Genomic DNA, 24740 nt, shown 5'->3' with positions numbered 1-24740 from the left:
TTCTGCCACATTAACCGGCCAGAAAGGGGTTGTGAATTGTCGCGCCGCTCAACCGGGCGGAAGCGCAACCGGACAGAAGACAGAAGGCAGCTGACAGGCAAGAGAGAGCACCCCATGAACATGATCGCAGGAAATGTCCTGGCCCCCGCGCCCCCCAAAGACATTGCCGAAACCGGAATCGCGCCGGTGATGCTGCGCGACCTGCTGCTCAAGACCATGTTCCGCACCAATCTCGGCACGGCCTCGGGGCTGGCGCGGGCGCTGGCGCTGCCGCTGACCATCACGCAGGAACTGATCGACATCGCCCGCGGGCAGAAGCTGCTCGAGGCGACGGGGACGCTGCACGCCAATTCCGGCGGCGAGATGGGCTATCAGCTGTCCGATGCCGGCAAGGCGCGCGCGCTTGATGCGCTGGCGCAGTCGGAATATTACGGCGCCTGCCCGGTCCCGCTCGAGGCCTATCGCGCGCAGATGCAGCGCCAGTCGATCCGCAACATCCAGATGACCCGCGCGCAACTGACCGCGGCCATGGGCCATCTGATCCTGCCCGACAGCCTGATCGACCAGCTCGGCCCGGCGGTGGGCTCGGGGCGGTCTATCCTGATGTATGGCCCGCCCGGCAACGGGAAATCGTCGATCTCGAACGGCATCCGCGATGCGCTGGGCGACCGGATCTATGTGCCCCGCGCGGTCGAATATGCCGGTCAGGTCATCACCGTCTATGATCCGATCGTGCATGACGCGGCCGAGGAATTGATCGAGGACCCCAATTCCCTGCGCCGCAGCGGCACCCGCTTTGACAACCGCTATGTCCATTGCGAGCGGCCGACCGTCATCACCGGCGGCGAGCTTTCTCTCGAGATGCTGGACCTGACCTACAACCCGGTCGCGCGCACCTATACCGCGCCCTTGCAGATGAAATCCTCGGGCGGGGTCTTCATCGTGGACGACCTTGGCCGCCAGGCCGAGCCGCCGCAGAAGCTGGTCAACCGCTGGATCGTCCCGCTCGAGGAAAGCCGCGATATCCTGGCGCTCCAGTCGGGCGAGAAGTTCGAGGTGCCCTTCGACACGCTGGTGATCTTTTCCACCAACTTCCACCCCAACGAGATCTTCGACAAGGCCGCGCTGCGCCGGATCTTCTTCAAGATCAAGATCGACGGCCCCGGCCAGCAGGATTTCCTGAAGATCTTTGCCATGGTCGCGCGCAAGAAGGGCATGCCGCTCGACGAAGCCGCGCTGCGCCATCTGATGAAGGTGAAATATCCCACCATCGGCAACGTCTATGCCAATTACCAGCCGGTGTTCCTGATCGACCAGATGCTGGCGATCTGCGCCTTCGAGGGGATCGCCCCGCAGATGAGCCCCGAACTGATCGACCGCGCCTGGGAAAACATGTTCGTCAGCGACGCGGATATCGCGCATTAGGCGCGCCGGGTCACCCCCCACCCACGCGGCAGAAGCCGCAGGGCCAGAAGGCCCGTCATCACCCCCGCCCAGGCCCAGCCTTCGGGGGTGATGACCTTCATCTGCCACAGGTAATGGCCCACCGCCAGCGCCGCGGCCGGATAGGTCAGCCGATGCAGCACCCGCCAGCGCGCCCCCAGCGCGCGCACCGACACCCCGTTCGAGGTGGCCGCCAACACCGCGATCATCAGCGCCGAGGCCATGCCCGCCACCAGATAGGGGCGCTTGAGCAGATCGCCCGCCATCTGCGCCCAGAGCCAGCGCATGTCGAGCCAGCCCCATGCCAGGATATGCAGCCCCACATAGAAGGCCGCCGACAGCCCCAGCGCCCGGCGATAGCGCAGAAGGTTCACCCCCGTCAGCCGCCGCAGCGGCGTGACCGCCAGCCCCAGGGCCAGGAACCACAGCGCGATCTTGCCCAGGCGGTGCTCGATCTCCTTGACCGGATCGACCCCGATCCCGCCCGAGAGCACCAGCCACACGATCCAGCCCAGCGGCACCAGCGCCGCCAGATAGACCACGGCCACCGGCAGCCGGCGCATCAATAGAAGGTCCGCAGGTCCATGCCCGCGTAAAGAGACGCCACCTCCTCGGCATAGCCGTTGAACATCTCGGTCGGCACCCGCGGCGCAAAGAGCCCGGCACCGATCACGCGTTCGGTCGCCTGCGACCAGCGCGGGTGATCCACGCGCGGGTTCACATTGGCATAAAAGCCGTATTCCGTGGGCTGGAGCGCAGGCCAGGTGGTGACCGGTTGCGTGTCGGTCAGGGTGATCCGCACGATCGACTTGATCGACTTGAACCCGTATTTCCACGGCACCACCAGCCGCAGCGGCGCGCCGTTCTGGTTGGGCAGCGCCGCGCCGTAAAGCCCCGTGGCCAGAAGCGTCAGCGGATGCATCGCCTCGTCGAGGCGCAGCCCCTCGCGGTAGGGCCAGTCGATGCTGCGCCGGCGCTGGCCGGGCATTTCCTCGGGACGCAGGAGGGTCTCGAAGGCCACGTATTTCGCGCCCGGCCGCGGCCCCGCCCGCCGCAGCAGTTCGGCCAGCGGAAAGCCGATCCAGGGGATCACCATCGACCAGGCCTCGACACAGCGCAGCCGGGTTATGTGCTCGTCCAAGGGCATCCCCTTCAGCACATCGTCAAGCGGCCAGCTGCCGGGGCGTTCGACCAGCCCGTCGATGCGCACCGACCAGGGATCGGTCGTCAGCCGGCCGGCGTAACGGGCCGGATCGCCCTTGTCGAAGCCGAATTCGTAGAAGTTGTTGTAGGTGGTGATGTCCTTGCGGGAATTGGGCACCAGATCGCGCGGCGCGGCCCGGGCGGCGGGCGCCAGCATCATCGCCGCGCCCCCGGCCATCAGCGCCCGGCGATCAAGCCACACCGAATGCGGCGTGACCTCGGACCATTTCTCCCAGGGCTTGCGCCCGGATGTCGGACTGCGTCGCGGCATCGGTTCCCTCCCGTTCTGGAACGAATATAGGACGAACCGGCGATCCGCGCATCACCGCCGCGTCACGATCGGTTGAAGCGGCGACCGCGCCCCCCTTGCGCCGGCCGGCGTGCCACCGCAGAAGATGCGCGCAAGGAGCGCCCCATGACCCCGATCCGACTCGTCCGGCACGACCCCGCGCTGCGGCTCGCGGCGCTGCTCATCACGCTTTACGGCGCGCTTCTGGGCACGCTGGCGCCCTATGTCTCGACCCTGGCGGTCGAGGTCTTCGGCCTCGACGACGCCGATTTCGGCGCCGTTCTGGCGGTGGCCTCGGGGGTGTCGGCGGTGGGCGCGATCGGTCTGGGGATCCGCGCCGATCAAAGCGCGCGGCGCCGACCCGTGGCGCTGTTCACGCTGGGGCTGATGGTCTGCGGGCTGGCGCTGGTGTCGGCCCTGCGCAGCCCGCTGTCCTTCGTGCTGGCGCATGCGGTGCTGCTGCCGGCCTCGACCTCGCTTTTCGGACAGGTCTTCGCGCTGGCCCGGCTGGCGGCCGCCTGCCACCCGCCCCAGGCGCGCGATGGCATCATGGCGGTGGTGCGGGCGGGCTTCGCGCTGGGGTTCGTGGCGGTCGTGCCGGTCTGGTCGGTGGCCTTCGGCAGCGGCGCGGGCCTGGGCGTGGTGCAGCCCGCGGCGCTGGCGGTCGGGCTGTGCATGGTGGCGCTGGTCGAGCGCCACTGGCCGCGCGATGGCGCCACGCCCTGGGTCGACCGGCCCTCGGGGCTGCGGCTGGGCGCGGCGCTGGCCGAGATGCTGCATCCGCGGATCGCGGCGCGGGTGCTGGCGCTGGGCGCGGTCAACGGGGCGGTGATGCTCTATATCGCGCTGGTCGGGCTGTCGCTGACCCAGATCGCGGGACGTTCGGCGGCGGATGTGGCGCTTTACGTGGGCATTGTCGCGGGGCTTGAGGTGCCCTTGATGCTGGCGCTGCCGCGGATCATGGGCCGGGCCTCGCGCGGGGGGCTGATCTGGCTCGGCGCCTGTGTCTATGGCGCGCATCTGGCGGCGATCCCGTGGCTGGCGCCGACCGGCTGGCTGTGGGCTCTGACGCTGCCCGGCGCGGCCGGGGGCGCGCTGATCCTGACGCTGCCCATTGCCTATCTGCAAGACCTGCTGGGCGACCGCCCCGGCGCCGGGGGCGCGCTGATGGCGCTTCAGAAGCTGGCGGGCGATGCCAGTGCGGCGCTGTCCTTCTCGGTCGGGACATGGGCGGCGGGCTATGGGCTGGCCGCGGGCCTCGGGGCGGGACTGGCGGTGGCCGGGGCCTCGGCGCTGTGGCTGATGGACCGGCGCGCCGGACGCGCGGGGCTGGCGCCGGCCTGAGCGCGACCGCTCAGATTTCGGCGCCCTTGCCGGGCCGGTCGCCGACCAGCCGGCCATCCTCCAGCGTCAGGATGCGGTCCGCCAGATCCAGGATGCGCGGGTCATGCGTCACCATCACGCTGGTCGTGCCGCGCGCCCGGCCCAGCCGCCGCAACAGCCGCACCATGTTCAGACCGCTGTCAAGATCCAGCGCCGCGGTCGGCTCGTCGGCCAGAACCACCTCGGGGTTGGCCACCAGCGCCCGCGCGATCGCCACGCGCTGCTTCTGCCCGCCCGACAGGTTGGCCGGCAGATACGCCACCCGCTCGGCCAGCCCCAGCAGCCCCAGCATATGTTCGGCGGCGCGGTCCTGCGCGCGGGGATCGCCGCGGCCCTGCACCCCCAGCGCCATGCGCACGTTCTGCCGCGCGCTCAGCGCCTCGTGCAGGTTGTGACCCTGGAAGATGAAGCCCAGCCTGCGCCGCATCCTGACCTGCGCCGGCGGCGCCAGGCCGTGCAACTCGGTCCCCAGCAGCCGCACCGAACCCGCCTGCACGTCGCGCAGACAGCCGATCAGCGTCAGAAGCGTGGTCTTGCCCGACCCCGACGGCCCCATCAGCACGGTCAGGCTGCCCCGCGCCACCCGCAGGTCGATGTCGAACAGCGCCTGCTTGCGCGCCTCGCCCGCGCCGAACCAATGCGACAGCCCCGAGATGACGATCGGATCCCCCATGCCCCGCCGCCCCCGCTCAATACAGATCCGCCGGGTCCGCCGCGGCCAGCCGCCGGGTGGCCAGCGCCCCCGAGATCGTGCAGGCCAGGACGGTGCCCAGAAAGACCAGGACGGGCCGTTCGGGGGTCATCACTACCGGCAGGCCCGAGGCGCGTTCGAGGATCTGGTAAAGCAGCGTGGCCAGCGCCATGCCGGGGACAAAGCCCGCCACGGCCAGCACCAGCGCTTCCTCGAAGATCACGCTCAGGAAGAAGCGCGGCGGATAGCCCATCGCCTTGAAGGTGGCGTATTCGCGCAGATGATCGGCGACATCGGTCGACAGCACCTGATAGACGATGACCAGCCCCACCAGAAGCCCGATGAAGACGCCGAAACCGAAGACCACACCCACCGGGCGCTGGGTGATCTGGTAATGGCGGTCGGCCGCCATGGCCTCGGCCATCGGGCGCAGCTGAAGCCCCCGCCCCAGCACCGCCGCCACCTGCGCCGCGACCGCCGCCGGATCGACACCCGGCGCGATGTCGATCAGCAGATGCGAGGGCGCGCCCGCGATCCGGCGCGGGAACAGCCGCAGGAAGGTCTGGTCCGAGGCGATCAGCGCCCCGTCCGCGGTGATGCCGCCGCCCACCTCGAAGCTGCCCACGGCCGAAAGGCGCAACCCCTGAAGCTCGAATTCGAGGGGGGCACGGGCGTCGAAGTTGGGCAGGCTGCCGGGGCGGACCGAGCGGATGCGGCGATCCAGAAGCACCGTATCGGCCCGCGTCAGAAGCGGCAGGCCCGCCGCCGCGGCGGGGCCGGCAAAGCCCGCCGCCTCGGGAAGGAGGCCATAGACATGCAGGACCGCGGTGGTGCCGTCGGGGCGCGTCCAATCCGCCCGGCCCACATAGAGCGGCGCCGCCCCCGCCACCCCCGGCACCGCCAGCGCGCGATACATCAGCGCCCGCGCCACGGGCGAGCCATCCGAAAGCGTCGAGGCATCCGAGGCCGACACCAGGATATCGGCCCGCACCGGCGCATAGGAGCGATCGACCGTCCCCCCGATCGCGCCCAGGATGCCCAGCTGCATCATCACCAGCACATTGGCGAAGGCCACCCCCACCACCGCCGCCGCCATGCGCATGCGGTTATGACCCAGTTGCAGCCAGCCAATGGGCAGACGCCCGAAGAGCGCCGCCAGAAGCCGCGTCATGCCCCCTCTCCCGCCACGAGGATGCGCGCCACGACCTCGAGGCCGGTGAACCCCGCCGCGCGGGTCGAGGCCTCGGGCGTCAGCGCCACCACCACCTTGACCACGCGCGCATCGGTATGGGCGGCGGGCTCCTCGGCGACAAGGCTCTGGCGCCCCACCTGCAAGCCGATGCGGATCACCTGCCCGTCAAGCGGCGCGGGGCCAAGCGCCGGCGCCGACAGCCGCACCGCCTGCCCCGGCGCCAGCCGCGCCACATCGGTCTGATAGACCTCGATCTCGGCCTGCATCGCGCGGGTATCGCCAAAGGTGGCCACGCCCGCGGTGCCGGGTTTCTCGCCCGGCCGCGCCAGAAGCTGCAACACCTGCCCCGGCCCCGGCGCCACGACGCGGGCGCGCGCCAGATCGGCGCGGGCCACGGCCAGATTGCTTTCGGCCAGCAGGATATCGGCCTGTTCCCCGGTCTCGAGGCCGGCATAACGCGACAGCGCCGCCTCGGCCCGGTCATGGGCGCGGTCGGCCTCGGTCGCGGCGGTGCGCGCGGCATCGAGCTGGGCGGGCGTGGCCACGCCCCGGCGCGCCAGCCCCGCGATCCGGTCGAGTTCCGACCGCGCCAGATCGCGCGCGGCCGCCGCCGCATCGCGCGCCGCCCGCGCCTGTGCCGCGCCCGAGGTGATCTCGACCCGCGTCTGGGCCAGGGCGGCGGCCCGCGCGCGCACGGTCGCGGCGGCCGAATCGCGCAGGGCCTCAAGCTGGGGCAGGCTGTCGAGTTCGGCAATCACCGCCCCCGCGGCCACCCGGTCGCCCTCGGCCACCAGAAGCCGGGCGATCCGCGCATCCGAGGCGCCATAGGGCGGCGCCAGCGTCACCACATCGCCCGCGGGCATCAGCCGGCCCAGCGCCAGCACCGCCTGCGACACGGGCGCGGGCGCGGCCACGGGGGCGGCCCGCGCGATCGGGGTGGCAGACCCCGCGCCGGGTTCAAGCCCCGTCAGCGCGAAGAAGGCCCGCAGGAGGGGGGGGGGGGCTGGAAATACATCCCCACGACCGCGCCGGTGAACAGCAGCCCCGCCACCACGGGGAGCGGCCAGATCCGTGCCAGAATCGGGTGGCGATGGCGCTGCGCGGCCCCGGCGGGCGGCGGTGCATCCTGCGGCCCCGCGCCATTGGCCGTCAGCGGCAGATCGCCCGCGGCGGATGCCCCGGCCGCAGGGGCCGGTTCGGTCCGGGCGGCCGATGCGATCTGGGGACCGGCTCGGTTTCGGGGATGGGCATCGGCGGACCTGTGGTGTCATGCGCGGCCCAAGTCTGGCGTCGAATCGCCGCCCCGGCAAGAACCGCGGTGTCGCCCCAGCCCCAAACGCCCCTGCCCCACACGCCCCGGCTCCGAGCGCCCCGCACGAATACCCGACCCGAATGCCAACCCCGGAACGGACAGGGGGCGCGGCCCGAAGCCACGCCCCCGTCAGAAACGCCCGATCATGCCCGCGGGCCCTGCGCCCGCGGATGACGGTTCAGCGCCAGCAGAAGAAGTCCTGCGGCGCCTGACCCAGAAGCTCGTCGGCCAGGTCGGTGCCCAGGGCCGCGGCGTCGGCGATCGGCCCGCGACGCTCGCCCGAGATCGCCTCGGAGCCGTCGGGGCGCAGGATCTCGCCGCGCAGCCAGAGCTGGTCGCCCTCGAGCACGGCCAGACCGCCGATCGGGGTCTCGCACGAGCCATCGAGACGGCCCAGGAAGGCACGCTCGGCCGCCAGGCGGTGGCCGGTCGGCGTGTCGTGAATGGCCGCGATCAGTTCCTCGCAGATCTTGTCGTCGATGCGGCGCTCGATGCCGATGGCACCTTGCGCGACGGCGGGCAGCATCTCGTCCACTTCGATGCAGGATTTCGCCACATGGCTCATGCCCAGACGGTTCAGGCCGGCCATCGCCAGGAAGGTGGCCGCGGCCACGCCTTCCTCGAGCTTCTTCATCCGCGTCTGCACGTTACCGCGGAATTCAACCAGTTGCAGATCGGGCCGGCGGTTGGCCAGCTGGGCCCGGCGACGCAGCGAGGACGAGCCCACCACCGTGCCTTCGGGCAGATCACCGATCTTCTCGAAGTCGAAGGACACGAAGGCGTCGCGCACATCCTCGCGCGGCAGATAGGTGTCGAGGATCAGCCCGTCGGGCTGAAGGACCGGCATGTCCTTCATCGAGTGCACGGCGATGTCGATCGCGCCGGACAGCATCGCCTCCTCGATTTCCTTGGTGAACAGCCCCTTGCCGCCGATCTCTTTCAGCGGCCGGTCGAGCACCTTGTCGCCCGTGGTCTTGATCACCACGATCTCGAAGGCATCCTCGGGAAGGCCGAAAGCGGCCATCAGGCGGGAGCGGGTTTCATAAGCCTGCGCCAGCGCGAGCGGCGAACCGCGGGTGCCGATCTTCAGGGGCGAATTGGGAGTGGGCATCTGTTTCATGAGCAAAGGCATAACCGCGTCAAAAGGCCCGCGCAAGGCACGTCCCGCTTGACATCGCGCCGCAGGCCGCGATGAAGAAGGCAAGAAGGAGACATCCATGAGCGACAAGACCATTCTGCGTGCCCTTGCCGGCGAAACCCTGCCCACGCCGCCCGTGTGGATGATGCGCCAGGCGGGTCGCTATCTGCCCGAATACCGCGCCACCCGTGCGCAGGCAGGCGACTTCCTGTCGCTGTGCTACACGCCGGACCTGGCCGCCGAGGTGACGCTTCAGCCGATCCGCCGCTATGGCTTCGACGCGGCGATCCTGTTTGCCGACATCCTGCTGCTGCCGCAGGCGCTGGGTGTGGACCTGTGGTTCGAGACCGGCGAAGGCCCGCGCATGTCCACCGTGACCTCGCAGGAGGGGCTGCGCACGCTCAAGGGCAAGGATGACATCCACGAGCATCTGGCCCCGGTCTACGAGACCGTCCGCATCCTGTCGCGCGAACTGCCCAGGGAAACCACGCTGATCGGCTTCTGCGGCGCGCCCTGGACGGTGGCCACCTACATGATCGCCGGCCGCGGCTCCAAGGACCAGGCCGCCGCGCATGCCCTCAAGGACACCGATCGCGCCACCTTCAAGGCGATCATCGACCTGCTGACCGATGCCTCGATCGAATATCTGTCGAAACAGGTCGAAGCCGGCGCCGAGGTCGTGAAGATCTTCGACAGCTGGGCCGGCAGCCTCAAGGGCCAGGACTTCACCGATTTCGCCGTGGAGCCCACCCGCCGCATGGTCGAGACCCTCAAGGCCCGTCACCCCGGCCTGCCGGTCATCGCCTTCCCGCGCGAGGCGGGCGAGGGCTACATCGGCTTTGCCAAGGCCACCGGCGCCGATTGCGTCGCGCTGGACAATTCGGTGTCGCCGGAATGGGCGGCGGCCAATGTGCAGGTGGACGGCTGCGTGCAGGGCAACATGGACCCGCGCCACATGGTCACCGGCGGCGACGAGCTGATCGAGGCCACCCGCCGCGTGGTCCGCGCCTTCGAGAACGGCCCGCATATCTTCAACCTGGGCCACGGCATCACCCCCGAGGCCGACCCCGAGAACGTGTCGCTGATGATGGAAACCATCCGCAACCCGTAAGCGCGTCTTCCGGGCGCGCCCCAAGCCGGACCGCATGGGCCGGCTGACGGGCCCGGCATCGCGGACCTGGCATCACGGGCCTGGCATCCAGAACAGACATGAAGGCCCCGCCCCACCGGCGGGGCCTTTTCACATGCTGCGGCCCGCGTGCGCCGCTTGTGGATACGGGGCCGGCAGGCCCATTCAAATGCAAGCCCCTCGACGGCAAGCCCCTCGACGGCCCGCGGCGCACAAGCAAAAGGCCGGCCCCGATGGGACCGGCCTTCTGACGAAAACTGTCAAAGGGGCGGATCAGGCCGCGGCTTGCGCCTTGACGATCGCCTTCTTGATCTTGAGCGCGGTGTCGGACAGATCGGCATCCTTGGCTTTCGCCAGGAAGGCGTCCAGACCGCCGCGGTGGTCGACCGAGCGCAGCGCCGCCGCCGAGATGCGCAGCTTGAACGACTGCCCCAGCACGTCCGAAATCAGCGTCACCTCGTTGAGGTTCGGCAGAAAACGACGCCGGGTCTTGTTGTTGGCGTGGCTCACGTTGTTGCCCGTCATCGGGCCCTTGCCGGTCAGTTCGCAGACGCGCGACATGGCTTTATCCTTCGGTTCCGCGGGCCGCACTGCCCGTCATTCATTGCCTCTGGGGCCGCCGAGTCGGCGTGCGCCCTGAATTCCGTCCGCGCGAGATACGGGCAAAGCGCGCGCGCGTCAAGCGTTTCACCGTGTTTTCCGGCTCCACGCTGGCCCGCGTGCTGCCCCACACGGGCCCCTCAGCCGCGCGCGTCAAAGGCGGCCAGCACCTCGGCCGCGGCACGGGCCGGCGCGGCCGCCCCCGCCGCCACCTTCGCGCCCAGCGCCTGCATCCGCCGGGCCACCTCCGGGTCGGCAGCGAGCCGCGCCAGCACGCCCGCGCGCACCTCGGCCTCGAACCAATGGCGCGCCTGCTCGGCCCGGCGGCTGTCGAAAAAGCCCTTCTCGCGGCGCCATTCGGCCAGCGCCTGCATCTCGGCCCAGGCCTTCTGGAGCCCCTCCTCGGCCAGCGCCGAGACCGGCATCGCCTTGGGAAAGCCGTCCGGGTCATGCGGCCGGCGCCGTAGCAGACGCAGCGCGCCCGCGTAATCATTGACCGTGCGCAGCGCCGCGGGCTTGAGGTCGCCATCGGCCTTGTTGATCAGGATCAGATCGGCGATCTCCATGATCCCGCGCTTGACGCCCTGCAACTCGTCGCCCCCCGCCGGCGCCAGCAGCAGCACGAACAGGTCGGTCATCTCGGCCACCAGCGTCTCGGACTGGCCCACGCCCACCGTCTCGATCAGCACCACGTCGAACCCCGCCCCCTCGCACAGCGCGATCGCCTCGCGGGTGCGGCGCGCCACCCCGCCCAGCTCCGCCTGCGAGGGCGAGGGCCGGATGAAGGCCGCGCGGTCACGCGAGAGGCGCTCCATCCGGGTCTTGTCGCCCAGGATCGAGCCCCCCGAACGCGCCGAGGACGGATCGACCGCCAGCACCGCCACCCGCAGCCCCAGCCCGATCAGCATCAGCCCGAAGGATTCGATGAAGGTGGACTTGCCCACGCCGGGCGTGCCCGACAGCCCGATGCGCAGGGCCTGCCGGCGCGCCGGGGCCAGCCGCTCCAGCAGATCGAGCGCCAGCGCCCGGTGATCGGCGCGGCCGCTTTCCACCAGCGTGATGGCGCGGGCCAGCGCGCGGCGGTCACCGTTCAGGACACCTTCGGCCAGGGCGGCCGGATCGGGTCCGGCACGGCCGGGGCGGGCGGAAGCTTCGGGGCCGTCGGCGGCCGGGCGGGCGGGCGCGGGAGGGATCTGGGACAAGGTTTCGGTTCCGTCAGGTTTCGTGAGCGGGCTTGGGGTTTCTTGCCCGCTGGCGGCGGTGTATGTCCAGACCCAAGGGGCGCGACCCCGTTTCCGGCCCCTCTCCGGCCCCGTCAGAAGGACCGCCTGCGATGACCTCTCCCCGTCTCGAAGATCGGTGGCGCGCCCTGCGCCGGACGCTTCTGCCGCTTGTGCTGGGCGGGCTGGCGCTGGCCCCCGCGGCCGCCCCGGCCGAACAGATCGGCTTTGCGCTGTCGCTGCGCGGCATCCAGGCCGGCGAATTGCTGATGAACGGCAAGGTCGAGGGCCGCGGCTATGCGGCCTCGGGCCTGCTGCGCACCACGGGCCTTCTGGGGATGCTGCGCCGCGTGTCGTTTTCGGCGCAATCGACGGGCGGGCTTTCGGGCAACCGCTATGCGCCCGCGCGCTATGTCGAGAAGGCCGACACCGGCAAGCGCCGCTCCGAGGCCACCTTGCGCTATCGCCGCGGCGTGCCCGAGGTGGTCAGCTATGCCCCCCCGCGCGCGCCCAATCCGCGCGACGTGGACCCCGCCACGCAAAAGGGCACGGTCGACCCGATGACCGCCATCTTCGCGGCGCTGCGCGACCAGCCAGCCGCGGGGATCTGCCAGCTGGACCTGCGCGTCTTCGACGGCCGCCGCGCCAGCCGCGTGCGCGTCGACAGCCCCCGCCCGCAGGCCGGCGGCGCCGTGCAATGCGCCGGCGAATACCGCCGCGTGGCGGGCTTTTCCGAACGCGAGATGGCCGAAAAGACCCGCTTTCCCTTCACCATCACCTATGAACCGGCCGCCGCGGGGATGATGCGCGCCGCCGAGATCAGCCTCGACACGCTTTACGGCACGGGGCGGCTGACGCGGCGGAAATGACGGCACCCGCGGCCCTTCCCATCGAAACGGCGCTGCCCGAGCTGCTGGACGCGCTGGCGCGGACCGGACAGGCGGTGCTGGTCGCCCCTCCCGGTGCGGGCAAGACGACGCGCGTGCCGCTGGCGCTGCGCGACCGGGTCGCGGGGCGGATCGTGATGCTCGAGCCGCGCCGGCTGGCCGCGCGCACCGCCGCCGAGCGCATGGCCGAGACCTTGGGCGAAAGCGTCGGCCAGAGCGTCGGCTACCGCATCCGCGGCGCCTCGAGCGTCGGCCCCGCCACCCGCATCGAGGTGGTGACCGAGGGCATCCTGACCCGCATGCTCCAGTCCGACCCCGAGCTGGCGGGCGTGGGCGCGGTGATCTTCGATGAATTCCACGAACGCTCGCTTCCCGCCGATCTGGGGCTGGCGCTGACGCTCGAGGCGCGCGCGGCGCTGCGCCCGGATCTGTGGCTGGTGGTGATGTCGGCCACGCTCGATGCCGCGCCGGTGGCCGAACTGATGGGCGGCGCGCCCGTCGTGCGCTCCGAAGGGCGCGCCTTTCCCGTCGAGACCCGCTGGCTGCCGCGGCCGCTGGGTCCGGGGGTGCGGCTTGAACAGGCGATGGCCGGGCAGATCCGCGCCGCGCTCGAGGACCACCCCGAGGGCGGGCTTCTGGCCTTCCTGCCCGGCGAGGCCGAGATCCGCCGCACCGCGGCCCTTCTGGCCGATCTGCCACCCGAAATCGCGGTGCGCCCGCTCTTCGGCGCGATGGAGTTCGCCGCCCAACGCGCCGCCATCGCGCCCGCGCGCGCCGGCCGCAAGGTGGTGCTGGCCACGGCCATCGCCGAGACCTCGCTCACGATCGAGGACATCCGCATCGTCGTCGATGGCGGGCGGGCCCGGCGGGCGCGATTCGACCCGGCCTCGGGAATGTCGCGGCTGGTGACCGAACGCGCCGCCCGCGCCGAGGCCGAGCAACGCCGGGGCCGGGCCGGCCGCGTGGCGCCGGGGGTCTGCTACCGGCTCTGGGCGCGCGGCGAGGAAGGCGCGATGCCGGCCTTCGCGCCCCCGGCCATCGCGGTCGAGGATCTGGCGGGGCTGGCGCTGGAACTGGCGCTCTGGGGGACGGATGGGGCCGATCTGGCCTTCCTGACGCCCCCGCCCGAGGCCGCCCTGACCGAGGCGCGCGCGCTGCTGGCGGCGCTGGGGGCGCTGCGCGACGGGCGGATCACCGATCATGGGCGCAAGCTGGCCGAACTGCCGCTGCATCCGCGGCTGGGGCACATGCTGGTGCGCGCGGGGCCTGGGGCGGCGACTCTGGCCGCCCTTCTGTCCGAGCGCGACCCGCTGCGCGGCGCACCCGCCGATCTGATGCTGCGGCTGGCCGCGATCGAGGATCCGGAGCGGTTCGCGCGCACCCACCCCTGGCCCGCGCATCGCGGCACGATCGCGCGCATCCGCCAGGACGCCCGCCGCCTGGCCCGCCTGGTCAAGCCGCGCGGGGCGGCGCCCTCGCCCGCGGGCATGGCGGCGCTGGCCTATCCCGACCGCATCGGCCAGCGCCGCCCCGGCGAAGCGCCGCGGTTCCGCCTTTCGGGCGGCAAGGGCGCCATCGCGGCCGAGGGCGACCCGCTGGGCGCTGCGCCCCTGATCGTGGCCACCGATCTCGACGGTGACGCGCGCGAGGCCCGCATCCGCCAGGGGCTGGCGCTCGACGAGGCCGAGCTGCGCGCGCTGTTCGCCGACAGCCTGAGCACCGTCGATCTGTGCGAATGGTCCCGCCGCGACCGGCGCGTGCTCAGCCGGCGACAGGAGCGGCTGGGCGCGCTGGTGCTGGCCGATGCGCCCTGGCCCGACGCCCCGCCCGAGGCGCTGGCCCGCGCCGCGCTGGACGGGCTGCGCCAGATCGGGCTGAACCTCTCGCCTGCAGCGGCGCGCTTTCGCGCCCGCGTCGAGATGCTGCGCGGCGACGGGGGGGAGATGCCGGACCTGTCCGACGCCGCACTTCTGGAGGGCGAGGCGCTCCTGCCTTGGCTTGCGGGCAGGCGCACCGAGGCCGATCTGCGCGGGCTCGACCTGACCGAGGCGCTGCGCGCGCAAGTTTCCTGGGACCAGATGCAGATGCTCGACCGGCTGGTGCCAGCGCATTTCACGACCCCGCTGGGGCGCAAGATCCCCATCGACTATTCGGGCGAGGTTCCGGCGATCGAGGTCCGCCTTCAGGAAATGTTCGGCGTGACGCGCCACCCTTGCGTGGGACAGAAGGCGCATCCGCTGCGGGTGACGCTGCTGTCACCGGGATCGAAGCCGATCCAGGTCACCATGGACCTGCCCGGCTTCTGGGCGGGCAGCTATGCCGAAGTCCGCAAGGACATGCGCGGCCGCTATCCCCGGCACCCCTGGCCCGAAGACCCGCGCGAGGCCGACCCGACCTTGCGCGCCAAGCCGCGCGGAAGCTGAAACCGCCACAGGAAGGGGCGCTGCCCCTCTTGGCCTGCGGCCAATTCACCCCGGGATATTTCGGCCAGCTCGAAAGAGCGGCGAAACACCAAGGAAGGGGGATACAGGGACAGAGGGGAAACGACGCCCGACTCGGGCCGCAGAGGGGCGGGTAAGCCGGGCGTCTTCGACCTGGACGGTCATCGGCGTCCCCGCCTGTACCGTAAGCTCACTCTGGTGCGATTCTGGTTAACAGGCGGTTTCGTTCCCCCCGGCCCCTATTTCGAACTGGCACAAATATCCTCGGGGGGTGAATTGGCCGCAGGCCAAGAGGGGGGCAGACAGCCCCCCTGCCCCGCCTCCACCAGATCAGACGCCGAGGCACCAGCGCATCACCGCCTTTTGCGCATGAAGACGGTTCTCGGCCTCGTCGAAGATCACCGAATGCGGACCGTCCATGACCGCACTCGTCGCCTCGTCGTTGCGATGCGCGGGCAGGCAATGCATGAACAGCGCATCGGGCTTGGCGTTGGCCATCAGGTCCTCGTTGACCTGATAGGGGCGCAGCTGGTTGTGACGGCGTTCCCGCGCGCTTTCGGGGTCATGCATCGACACCCAGGTATCGGTCACCACCAGATCGGCCCCCGCGACCGCCTTGTGCGGATCGCGCACGATCTCGGCCGTAACCCCCTTGGCGCGGGCAAAGTCCAGCCACTCGCGCTCGGGGTCGAGCGGGGGCGGCCCGGTGAAGGTGAAGTCGAACCCGAACTGCCCCGCCGCATGCAGGAACGAGGCACAGACGTTGTTGCCGTCGCCCGACCAGACCACCTTGCGCCCCGCGATCGGCCCGCGATGCTCCTCATAGGTCATCACGTCGGCCATGATCTGGCACGGGTGGGTGCGGTTCGTCAGCCCGTTGATGACCGGCACGGTGGCATGCTCGGCCATCTCGAGGAGGGTTTCCTCCTCGAAGGTGCGGATCATGATCAGGTCGACATAGCGCGAGAGCACCCGCGCCGTGTCAGCGATGGTCTCGCCATGCCCGAGCTGCATGTCCGAGCCCGACAGGACCATCGTCTGCCCGCCCATCTGGCGCACGCCAACATCAAAGCTGACGCGGGTGCGGGTCGAGGGCTTCTCGAAGATCAGCGCGACCATGCGGCCGGCCAGCGGCGCATCTGCATCGGGGGTGCCACGCGGCAGGCCTGCGCGGGCGTCCTTCATCGCACGCGCGTTCTCGATCATCCCCCGCAGAGCGTCGGGGTCGGTGGTGTGGATATCCAGGAAATGCGGCATTGGTCTCGTCTTTCCGGGGCGCGCGCAGGTCGCCCCCTGTTCATGCAGAGCCCCCCGGCACGCGGGGGGCAGGATCTCAGCCCTTCGCGTCCAGCCGGCCGGCGGCCCGGTCAAGCCGGTCCACCGCTTCGGACAGATCCGCATCGGGGATGTTCAGCGCCGGCAACAGGCGCACGACATTATCCGAGGCCGGCACGCACAAGAGCCCTTCCTCGTAGGCCGCCGCGACCAGATCGCCCGGCGCCACGCGGGTCCGCAGCCCCAGCATCAGCCCCTGGCCGCGGAGCCCCTCGAAGACGTCGGGATGCGCCTCGACCAGCCCCTCGAGCCGCTGGCGCACGAATGCTGCCTTGCGTCTCACCTCGTCCAGGAAGTCCGGGTCCGAGACGATCTCCATGACCCTGGCACCCACGGCGCAGGCCAGCGGGTTGCCGCCATAGGTCGAGCCATGCGTGCCCGCGCTCATCGGGGCGCCCGCGGCCTCGGTCGCCAATACTGCACCCAGCGGGAAGCCGCCGCCGATGCCCTTGGCCACCATCATGATGTCGGGGTCAACCCCGGCCCATTCATGCGCGAAAAGCCGCCCCGTGCGCCCCATCCCGCATTGCACCTCGTCGAAGATGAGAAGCGCGCCGGTCCGGTCACACAGATCGCGCAGGCCCTTCAGGCATTGGTCGGGCACCACGCGGATGCCGCCCTCGCCCTGCACCGGCTCGATCAGGATCGCGGCCGTCTGCGGGCCCACGGCCGCATGCAGGCCGTCGTGATCACCCCAGGCCACCTGCCGGAAACCAGGCATCAGCGGCCCGAAACCCTTGACCATCTTCTCGCTGCCCGCCGCCGCGATCGCCCCGGTCGAGCGGCCGTGGAAGGCGCCCTCGAAGGTCACGATCTCGTGGCGCTCGGGGGCGCCCTTCTCGAACCAGTAGCGCCGCGCCATCTTGATGGCCAGTTCCGCCGCCTCGGTGCCCGAATTGGTGAAGAACACCGTGTCGGCAAAGGTCGCCTCGACCAGCGCGGCGGCCAGCCGCTCCTGTTCGGGAATGCGGTAGAGGTTCGAGACATGCCACAATTGCCCCGCCTGGGCGGTCAGCGCCGCGACCAGATCGGGGTTGGCATGGCCCAGCGCATTGACGGCGATGCCCGCGCCCATGTCCAGGAATCGGCGCCCATCCGTGGTGACAAGCCAGCTTCCCTCGCCCTTCTCGAAAGCCAGGGGGGCGCGGTTGTAGGTCGGCAGGACGGGCGAAATCATCGTCTGGACTCCGTTGCGAAAGCCAATGGGTGAACGGGTCGGATGAACCTGTCAACGGCCAGAGGCGGAAAATGCATCCCAGGGATGCGGGTTTTCAGGAAGGATGTGACACGTCGGCACAGGCAGCGCAGCATTTCCGGGCAGAACGGGGGGCCGGGCATGCCATGCCATGCCACCACACGTCCCGAAGGTCTCGGGGACGTCAGGCGCGGCGTCGGCGGCGCAGGCGAAGGGAAAGGCCGGTGTCGAACATGAAGGCTCCCTTAGCCCCGCCTAGGGCTCTTGTCAAAGGCCCTTGTCGAAGAAAAGCGCACGCATGGCTCTGCGCGGCGGCGGCCGGCGGGGCCGGACGGTCGCACATCGCCCCTCCGGCCCCCGCAGGGGGACGGGCGGCGCGGCGCCCCTCGATGGGGCGGCGCGCCGCTCCCCCCGCCTCGAACGGCCCCTGCAACCGGATCGGGCCTTGCCCTGCGCCGCCGCACGTCCTAAGCCCGGATCATGCGGATACTCTTTCTTGGCGACGTGATGGGCCGGGCCGGCCGGAACGCGATCACCGCAAGGCTCAAGACCCTGCGCGCGGATTGGCGGCTAGATTTCGTGGTGGTCAACGGCGAGAACGCCTCGTCGGGGGCGGGGCTCACCCCCGATCATGCCCGCGCGCTGCTCGATGCCGGCGCCGATTGCGTCACGCTGGGCGATCATGCCTTCGACCAGAAGGACATGCTGCGCTTCATCGAAACCGAACCGCGCATCCTGCGCCCGCTCAATTACGCCCGCGAAGCCCCCGGCCGCGGCGCCCGCGTCTTCCAGGACGGCCGCGGCCGCAAGATCCTGGTCGCGCAGGTGCTGGGCCAGGTCTTCATGAAACGCCCCTTCGACGACCCGTTCTCGGCCGTCGATGCGGTGCTCAAGACCCATGCGCTGGGCGGCGCCGTGCAGGCAGCACTTCTCGACGTGCACGCCGAGGCCACCAGCGAGAAGATGGCGATGGGCCATTGGTGCGACGGCCGCGCCAGCATGGTGGTGGGCACGCATACCCATGTGCCCACGGGCGACGCCATGATCCTGAAGGGCGGCACCGCCTATCTCAGCGATGCCGGCATGTGCGGGGATTACGATTCCGTCATCGGCATGGACAAGGCCGAACCCCTGCGCCGCTTCATCACCGGCATGATCCGCGAACGCTTCAGCCCCGCCACCGGCGAGGTCACGCTGTCGGGTCTCTATATCGAGACCGACGACCGCACCGGCCGCGCGACCCGCGCGGTCATGGTCCGTCAGGGCGGGCGGCTGGCACAGTCCGGCCCCGATGAAGGCCCCGGCGCGGGCTGACCCCGCGACCGTGCGGGGGCCATCCGAAGGGCCCGCCAGAGGGGGCCTGCAAGACGCGCCCAGATGGCGCCCCAGATGGCGCCCCAGACCGGCCCGGCGTAACCGCCCTGCGCCGGCCGCGCACCGGCGCAAGGCGCGTCCGGGCCCCTTCGTGATCGCGCGCCAAAGGGCGCAAATTCGATACGGCATGCAACCGCGCGCTTGTGCTGTCCGGGCCGGAGGCTAATATCGCGCCGATGCGGGAACGGATTCTTTCATGATCGACCTCGCCCTTTCTCAGGGAACACAAGCCGTCTTCGTCATGGGCCTCGTGCTGGCCATGCTCGCCGCCTTCATGCGCGAGAGCTACCCGACGGAAGTCGTGGCCATCGGCGGTGCCGCCGTGGTGCTGGCACTGGGGATCGTGCCCTACAAGGACGCCGTGGCGGTTCTGGCCAACCCCGCCCCCTGGACCATCATCATGATGTTCCTGATCATGGGCGGACTGGTGCGGACCGGCGCGCTGGACTGGGTGACACGCCAGGCCGAGGCGCATATCGACGCCCGCCCCTTCGTCACCCTGATCTCGATCTTCGTGCTGATCGCGGCGGCCTCGGCCGTTCTCAACAACACCCCCGTCGTCGTGATGATGATCCCGGTGATGATGACGATCGCGCGCCGGCTGGGCATTCCCGCCTCCAAGCTGCTGATGCCGCTTTCCTATGCGGCGATCATGGGCGGCACGATCACGCTGATCGGCACCTCGACCAACCTGCTGGTGGACGGGGTGGCGCGGGCCCGCGGCCTCGAGCCCTTCTCGCTGTTCGAGATCTCGGGGCTGGGGCTGGCGCAGGTGGCGATCGGCGGGCTCTACATGGCGCTGATCGGGCGCCGCCTCCTGCCCGAGCGCACCTCGATGGGCGCGCTTCTGGGCGACCGGCGGCGGCTCAAGTTCTTCACCGAGGTCGCCCTTCCCGAAGGGTCGAGCCTGATCGGACAGCCGGTGCTCGACGTCGATCTGTTCAACCGCGAGGGCGTGCGCGTCATCGACGTGCTGCGCGGGGATGCGTCGCTGCGGCGCGACCTGGCCTCGGCGGTGCTGGCCGCCGGCGACCGGGTGGTGCTGCGCTCGGACATGGCCGAGCTGCTGGGCATGCAGCACAACCCCGACCTGCGCATGGTCGACAAGCTGTCCTCGGTGCAGACCGAAACGGTCGAGGTGCTGATCTCGCCCGGCTGCCGCATGGTCGGCCGTTCCTTGGGCGAATTGCGCCTGCGCCGCCGCTATGGCGTCTATGTGCTGGCCGCGCACCGGCGCAACCAGAACATCGGCCGCAAGCTGGATGATCTGGTCGTGGTGGTGGGCGACACGCTGCTTCTGGAAGGCGCGCCCGAGGATATCGCGCGGCTGGCCTCGGACATGGATCTGGTCGATGTCTCGAAGCCCCGCGTCCGCCCCTTCCGCCGCGCCTCGGCGCCGATCGCGGTGGGCGCGCTTCTGGGCGTGGTGGGGCTGGCCGCGCTGAACGTGGCGCCGATCCTGCTGCTGGCCACGCTGGCGGTGGCGGTGATCCTGCTGGCGCGCTGCATCGACGCCGACGAGGCCTTCTCGTTCCTCGAGGGGCGGCTTCTGGCGCTGATCTTCGCCATGCTGGTCGTGGGCGCGGCGCTCGACCGGTCGGGGGCGGTGTCGATGATCGTGGGCTGGGTGTCGCCCTTCCTGACCGACATTCCCGCCCCGCTGGCGATCCTGGCCATCTATGCGCTGGGCTCGGCGCTGACCGAGGCGGTGTCGAACAACGCCGTCGCCGTCATCCTGACGCCCATCGCCATCGAGCTGGCCACGTCGCTGGGCTATGATCCGCGGCCCTTCGTGGTGGCGGTGATGTTCGCGGCCTCGGCCTCCTTTGCCACGCCGATCGGCTATCAGACGAACATGCTGGTCTATGGCCCCGGCGGCTACAAGTTTTCCGACTACATGCGGGTGGGCATTCCGCTCAATATCGTGCTGGCCTGTTCGGCGGCCTTCATCATCCCGATGATCTGGCCGCTGACCGCGGGCTGACGCGCGACCGGACAAGAGACCGAAAGACACGAAGGGGGGGCGTCATGCGCCTTGCGACATTCGTCCTGACAACGGGCGTTCTGACATCGGGCCTGCTGACGGCGGGCTGCACCCCCGGCCCGCTTCAGGGCCTGTGGGGCCAGCCGCCGGTGGACAGCCTGCGCCTGACGCGCCACAGCCTGACGGTGCGGCTGAGCACGGGCCAGACCTGCCGGGCGGATTTCGCCCCGCTCGAACGCGGGCAACGCCTCTCGGGGCGGTTCGCGGATTGCCCGTCGGAGCTGAGCTGGCAGGTGGATTTCAACAAACCGAGCTACCTCGAACCCGTCTTCAAGGACATGGCTCAGCCCTATGCCCGCATCCGCCTGACCGATGCGCGCGGCTTCACCCGCAGCTACCGCACCCCCTATCCGACCCGGCCCGACAAGGACGACTGAGCCCCGACGCCCCCGCGGGCGGCAACACGCGCGCTTGCAGGACCGCGGGGGGCTGGGCTATGGAAGCGCCCGAACCGCGACAAGCCTCACGCGACGACCCCCGCCACGAGCAAACCAAGGAGAAGGCGCATGGCCGGCCATTCCAAATGGGCCAACATCCAGCACCGCAAGGGCAAGCAGGATGCCGCCCGGTCGAAACTGTTCTCGAAGCTCGCCAAGGAGATCACCGTGGCCGCCAAGATGGGCGACCCCGATCCCGAGAAGAACCCGCGCCTGCGTCTTGCGGTCAAGGCCGCCAAGGCCCAGTCGATGCCCAAGGACGTGATCGACCGCGCGATCAAGAAATCCCAGGGCGGCGATGCGGCCGACTACACCGAGATCCGCTATGAGGGCTACGGCCCCAACGGCATTGCGATCATCGTCGAGGCGATGACCGACAACATCAACCGCACCGCCTCGAACGTGCGCAGCTACTTCACCAAATCGGGCGGCAACCTGGGCCAGACCGGGTCGGTCAGCCACGGCTTCGACCGCGTGGGCGAGATCACCTATCCCGCCGAGGCCGCCGATGCCGACACGGTGATGATGGCCGCGCTCGAGGCCGGTGCCGATGACGTGGAAAGCGACGAGGACGGCCACGCCATCTATTGCCAGGTCGAGAATCTCAGCGAGGTCTCCGAGGCGCTCGAGGCGGCGCTGGGCGAATCGACGGAATCCAAGCTGATCTGGAAGCCCCAGACCCGCACCGAGGTCGATCTGGAAACCGCGCAGAAGCTGATGAAGCTGATCGACGCGCTGGAAGACGACGACGACGTGCAGACGGTGACGCATAACTTCGACGTCCCCGAGGACGTGGCCGCCCAGCTCTGAGGCGCGCCTCGATCCCGGCATCCCGTCAGGCCCCCGGTCGCATCGGCCGGGGGCCTTTGCATGCGGGCGCGGCCCGCTCCGCTCGAGGCGCTGTGATCGGCCCGCGCGCGCGGGCTCTGGGCAATCGCGCGGCGCGGCGATAAGCTGTGCCCATGTTCACCATCGAGCACGATTTCGACTCCACCGTCATCACCCTGGTCGACGAGGGCGCCCCCTCGCCCGAGGCGCTGACCCCGGATGTGACCATCACCGCCTTTGCCGAGGCGGTCACCCTTGAACAGGCCCATCCCGTGACCGACGAGGTGCAGACCATCACCTTGTCGATGCGGCAGCTGCACGAGCTGGCCGCGGCGCTGGATCTGCCCGAAGGGGTCTATCGGCTCAACCTTCCCGGCGGTCTCGACACCGACGACTGACCCTTCCATCTGCCCCCGCCGCAGGCCGCCAGCGGGCGCGCGCGCAGGCCGGACCGCGCGCGAAAAGATGTTTGTGTCGGCACAATCCTCCGCTTGCCTCGGGGCCAGGCTTGCGCACATCTGTCGGCATGACCACCGCCCCCGCCGCCACCCCCGCACAATCCGTCCAGTCGCCGCTGGCCGGCATCTTGTGGATGCTGGCCACCACGCTGTGCTTCGTGGCCGTCAACGGCATCGTGCATTACCTGGGAACCGAGCTTCCGGCGGTGCAGGGCGCCTTCATCCGCTTTGCCTGGGGCTTTGTCTTCCTGATCCCGATGCTGACGCGCGTCTTGCGCCAGACCCGCTATTCGGGCCGGGAATGGGGGCTGTTCGGGCTGCGCGGGGTGTTTCACACCATCGGCGTGGGGCTGTGGTTCTTTGCCATGGCGCATATCCCGATGGCCGAGGTCACGGCGATCGGCTACCTGAACCCGATCGTGGTCACGCTGGGCGCGGCGCTGTTCTTCGGCGAGCGGCTGACGGCGGGGCGCGCGCTGGCCGGCGTGGTGGCGCTGATCGGCGCGCTGGTGATCCTGCGCCCCGGCCTGCGCGAGATCGCCGCCGGGCATTGGGCGCAGCTGGCCGCGGCGCTGTTCTTCGGGCTGGGCTATCTGACCGCCAAGCGTCTGTCGCAATTCGCCCCCGCAAGCGTGGTGGTGGCGATGATGTCGGTCACGGTCACGCTGTTCCTGGCGCCCTTCGCGCTGGCGGTCTGGACCCCGGTCAGCCTGGTGCAGGTGCTGTGGCTGGGGGGCGTCGCGCTCTTTGCCACGGCGGGGCATTACTGCATGACGCGGGCGTTCACGGCGGCGCCCCTTGCGGTGACGCAGCCGGTCGTCTTCCTGCAACTGCTGTGGGCGGCGATCCTGGGCATGGCCGTCTTCGGCGAGCCGGTGGACCCCTGGGTGATCGCCGGGGGCGCGCTCATCATCGCCGCGATCTCGGGGCTGGCCTGGCGCGAGCAGATCTCGCGCCGCCGCGCCCGCACCACGGCCCCCACCGCCTGACACAGCCCCGATCCCCGGCCCCGATGCGCGGCCTCGATACGCGGGGGCGCCGCCTATCCCGGCGCGCTCAGCCCGAGACGCTCTCGCCGCCCTGCGGGTCGATCAGCCGGGCGATGACCCCCTCGCGGGTGACATGACCGTGCCCCGCCACCGCGATGACGGGATGGGTGGCCAGCATCTGCATCACCTCGCGCACGGGCGTGTCCGCCGGCACCTCGGGCGGCATCCCCAGATCCGGCGACGGCACCAGATCGGGCTGGGCGACATCGGCCGCCGTCAGAACCAGAAGCGGGTTCATATGCGCCACGAAATCGGCCACGTATTCGTTGACCGGCTGGGCAATGATCCGGCGCGCGTCGCCCACCTGGACGATGCGCCCGCCCTCCATCAGCGCGATGCGGTTGCCCAGCTTGAAGGCCTCGTCCAGATCGTGGCTGACGAAGATGATCGTGCGGCGCAGCTTCTCCTGCAATTCGAGCAATTCATCCTGAAGCTTGGCCCGGATCAGCGGGTCGAGCGCCGAGAAGGGTTCGTCCATCAGGAGGATCGGCGCCTCGGTGGCGAAGGCACGCGCCAGGCCCACGCGCTGCTGCATGCCGCCCGACAATTCGCCCACCTTGCGGTCGGCCCAATCCGACAGGCCCACCAGCGCCAGCTGGGCCTCGACCTTCTCGCGGCGGGCGGCGCGCGGGATGCCGTCCAGCTCGAGGCCCAGGCCCACATTCTCGCGCACGCTGCGCCAGGGCAGCAGGCCGAATTGCTGGAACACCATCGCCACGCGGCGGCGGCGCAGGCTGCGCAGCACCTCGCCCGAGGCATGGGTGACATCGACAAGCCCGGTGCCGTCGGACACCCGCACCGCGCCGCGGCACACCGGGTTGAGCCCGTTGACCCCGCGCAGCAGCGTGGATTTGCCCGAGCCCGACAGGCCCATCAGCACGACGATCTCGCCCTCGCGCACCTCGAGCGAGCAATCATGCACCCCCAGCACCTGGCCGGTGCGTTCCTGGATCTCGGGGCGCGACAGGCCCTGGTCCATCAGCGGCAGGGCGCGGTCGGGGTGATCGCCAAAGACGATCGACACCTTGTCGAAGGACACGGCCACCGGCGGTTCGGCACGGGTTGCGGGGGTGGGGGCGGCGGCCATCTGGG

Annotated in this window: 22 protein-coding genes; 11 read left to right on the top strand and 11 right to left on the bottom strand. The window is 70.4% G+C overall.

Going from position 1 to position 24740, the window contains the following annotated elements:
• Positions 1-114 precede the first annotated feature (114 nt).
• A complete protein-coding gene (locus BW949_RS06490; protein ID WP_076364231.1) occupies positions 115-1425 on the top strand; it encodes an ATPase in 1311 nt (436 codons plus the stop codon).
• On the opposite strand, the gene BW949_RS06485 is transcribed toward BW949_RS06490, so the two are convergent.
• Both BW949_RS06485 and msrP read right to left on the bottom strand, forming a co-directional pair.
• On the bottom strand, positions 1422-2006 hold the full coding sequence (locus BW949_RS06485; RefSeq protein WP_076364229.1) for a protein-methionine-sulfoxide reductase heme-binding subunit MsrQ: 585 nt from the start codon (positions 2004-2006) through the stop codon (positions 1422-1424). The two genes, BW949_RS06490 and BW949_RS06485, sit on opposite strands and share 4 nt — an antisense overlap.
• On the bottom strand, positions 2006-2917 hold the full coding sequence (gene msrP, locus BW949_RS06480) for a protein-methionine-sulfoxide reductase catalytic subunit MsrP (protein ID WP_076364227.1): 912 nt from the start codon (positions 2915-2917) through the stop codon (positions 2006-2008). The genes BW949_RS06485 and msrP overlap by 1 nt, the downstream gene beginning before the upstream one ends.
• A gap of 72 nt (positions 2918-2989) precedes the next feature.
• Here msrP and BW949_RS06475 point away from each other — a divergent pair, with 72 nt between their 5' ends.
• Positions 2990-4279, top strand: coding sequence for an MFS transporter (locus BW949_RS06475; RefSeq protein WP_076364225.1), 1290 nt, complete (start codon positions 2990-2992; stop codon positions 4277-4279).
• A gap of 10 nt (positions 4280-4289) precedes the next feature.
• Here the strand turns inward: BW949_RS06475 and BW949_RS06470 are convergent, their stop codons facing one another.
• From BW949_RS06470 to hemC, 4 genes are all read right to left on the bottom strand, one after another.
• The gene (locus BW949_RS06470) at positions 4290-4991 is read right to left on the bottom strand and encodes an ATP-binding cassette domain-containing protein (protein ID WP_076364223.1); all 702 of its coding nucleotides are present in this window, start codon (positions 4989-4991) and stop codon (positions 4290-4292) included.
• A gap of 16 nt (positions 4992-5007) precedes the next feature.
• Positions 5008-6180 carry an ABC transporter permease DevC gene (gene devC, locus BW949_RS06465; protein WP_076364221.1) on the bottom strand — a complete coding sequence of 391 codons (1173 nt, stop codon included), beginning with the start codon at positions 6178-6180 and terminating at the stop codon, positions 5008-5010.
• A complete protein-coding gene (locus BW949_RS06460; RefSeq protein ID WP_076364219.1) occupies positions 6177-7115 on the bottom strand; it encodes an HlyD family efflux transporter periplasmic adaptor subunit in 939 nt (312 codons plus the stop codon). Before BW949_RS06460 ends, devC begins: the two co-directional genes overlap by 4 nt.
• Positions 7116-7691: 576 nt before the next feature.
• Positions 7692-8624, bottom strand: coding sequence for a hydroxymethylbilane synthase (gene hemC, locus BW949_RS06455; RefSeq protein ID WP_076364217.1), 933 nt, complete (start codon positions 8622-8624; stop codon positions 7692-7694).
• Positions 8625-8730: 106 nt separating this feature from the next.
• Here hemC and hemE point away from each other — a divergent pair, with 106 nt between their 5' ends.
• On the top strand, positions 8731-9762 hold the full coding sequence (hemE, locus tag BW949_RS06450; RefSeq protein ID WP_076364215.1) for a uroporphyrinogen decarboxylase: 1032 nt from the start codon (positions 8731-8733) through the stop codon (positions 9760-9762).
• 291 nt (positions 9763-10053) lie between these two features.
• Here the strand turns inward: hemE and rpmB are convergent, their stop codons facing one another.
• Positions 10054-10341 (bottom strand): 50S ribosomal protein L28, encoded by a 288-nt coding sequence (gene rpmB, locus BW949_RS06445; RefSeq protein ID WP_076364213.1) that lies wholly within the window; start codon positions 10339-10341, stop codon positions 10054-10056.
• Between the two features lie 179 nt (positions 10342-10520).
• Entirely contained in the window at positions 10521-11489 is a 969-nt protein-coding gene (meaB, locus tag BW949_RS06440; protein ID WP_076364869.1) for a methylmalonyl Co-A mutase-associated GTPase MeaB, read from the bottom strand.
• A 224-nt stretch (positions 11490-11713) separates the two neighbouring features.
• Here meaB and BW949_RS06435 point away from each other — a divergent pair, with 224 nt between their 5' ends.
• Both BW949_RS06435 and hrpB read left to right on the top strand, forming a co-directional pair.
• Positions 11714-12469, top strand: coding sequence for a DUF3108 domain-containing protein (locus tag BW949_RS06435; RefSeq protein ID WP_083947615.1), 756 nt, complete (start codon positions 11714-11716; stop codon positions 12467-12469).
• Positions 12466-14910, top strand: a complete 2445-nt coding sequence (gene hrpB, locus BW949_RS06430; RefSeq protein WP_076364211.1) for an ATP-dependent helicase HrpB — start codon at positions 12466-12468, stop codon at positions 14908-14910. The genes BW949_RS06435 and hrpB overlap by 4 nt, the downstream gene beginning before the upstream one ends.
• Before the next feature lie 348 nt (positions 14911-15258).
• Here hrpB and argF read toward each other — a convergent pair whose 3' ends face one another.
• Together argF and BW949_RS06420 are read right to left on the bottom strand one after the other, a co-directional pair.
• On the bottom strand, positions 15259-16185 hold the full coding sequence (gene argF, locus BW949_RS06425) for an ornithine carbamoyltransferase (RefSeq protein ID WP_076364209.1): 927 nt from the start codon (positions 16183-16185) through the stop codon (positions 15259-15261).
• Positions 16186-16261: 76 nt separating this feature from the next.
• Positions 16262-17440, bottom strand: coding sequence for an aspartate aminotransferase family protein (locus tag BW949_RS06420; RefSeq protein WP_076364207.1), 1179 nt, complete (start codon positions 17438-17440; stop codon positions 16262-16264).
• A gap of 498 nt (positions 17441-17938) precedes the next feature.
• Between BW949_RS06420 and BW949_RS06415 the strand changes: the two genes are divergently transcribed.
• The 6 genes from BW949_RS06415 (at position 17939) to BW949_RS06390 (ending at position 23588) form a co-directional block, all read left to right on the top strand.
• Positions 17939-18772 carry a TIGR00282 family metallophosphoesterase gene (locus tag BW949_RS06415; protein ID WP_076364205.1) on the top strand — a complete coding sequence of 278 codons (834 nt, stop codon included), beginning with the start codon at positions 17939-17941 and terminating at the stop codon, positions 18770-18772.
• A gap of 256 nt (positions 18773-19028) precedes the next feature.
• Positions 19029-20816, top strand: coding sequence for an SLC13 family permease (locus tag BW949_RS06410; protein ID WP_076364203.1), 1788 nt, complete (start codon positions 19029-19031; stop codon positions 20814-20816).
• Positions 20817-20860: 44 nt separating this feature from the next.
• On the top strand, positions 20861-21253 hold the full coding sequence (locus BW949_RS06405) for a hypothetical protein (protein ID WP_076364201.1): 393 nt from the start codon (positions 20861-20863) through the stop codon (positions 21251-21253).
• 129 nt (positions 21254-21382) lie between these two features.
• On the top strand, positions 21383-22123 hold the full coding sequence (locus BW949_RS06400) for a YebC/PmpR family DNA-binding transcriptional regulator (protein ID WP_076364199.1): 741 nt from the start codon (positions 21383-21385) through the stop codon (positions 22121-22123).
• Between the two features lie 152 nt (positions 22124-22275).
• A complete protein-coding gene (locus BW949_RS06395; RefSeq protein ID WP_076364197.1) occupies positions 22276-22539 on the top strand; it encodes a hypothetical protein in 264 nt (87 codons plus the stop codon).
• 128 nt (positions 22540-22667) lie between these two features.
• A complete protein-coding gene (locus BW949_RS06390) occupies positions 22668-23588 on the top strand; it encodes a DMT family transporter (protein WP_235816219.1) in 921 nt (306 codons plus the stop codon).
• A 67-nt stretch (positions 23589-23655) separates the two neighbouring features.
• On the opposite strand, the gene choV is transcribed toward BW949_RS06390, so the two are convergent.
• Complete coding sequence (choV, locus tag BW949_RS06385) at positions 23656-24735, bottom strand: choline ABC transporter ATP-binding protein (RefSeq protein ID WP_076364863.1); 1080 nt, start codon at positions 24733-24735, stop codon at positions 23656-23658.
• Positions 24736-24740 lie beyond the last annotated feature (5 nt).

Source organism: Phaeovulum vinaykumarii (genome assembly GCF_900156695.1).
GTDB lineage: Bacteria > Pseudomonadota > Alphaproteobacteria > Rhodobacterales > Rhodobacteraceae > Bieblia_A > Bieblia_A vinaykumarii.
This window is presented reverse-complemented; position numbering and strand designations above follow the sequence as displayed.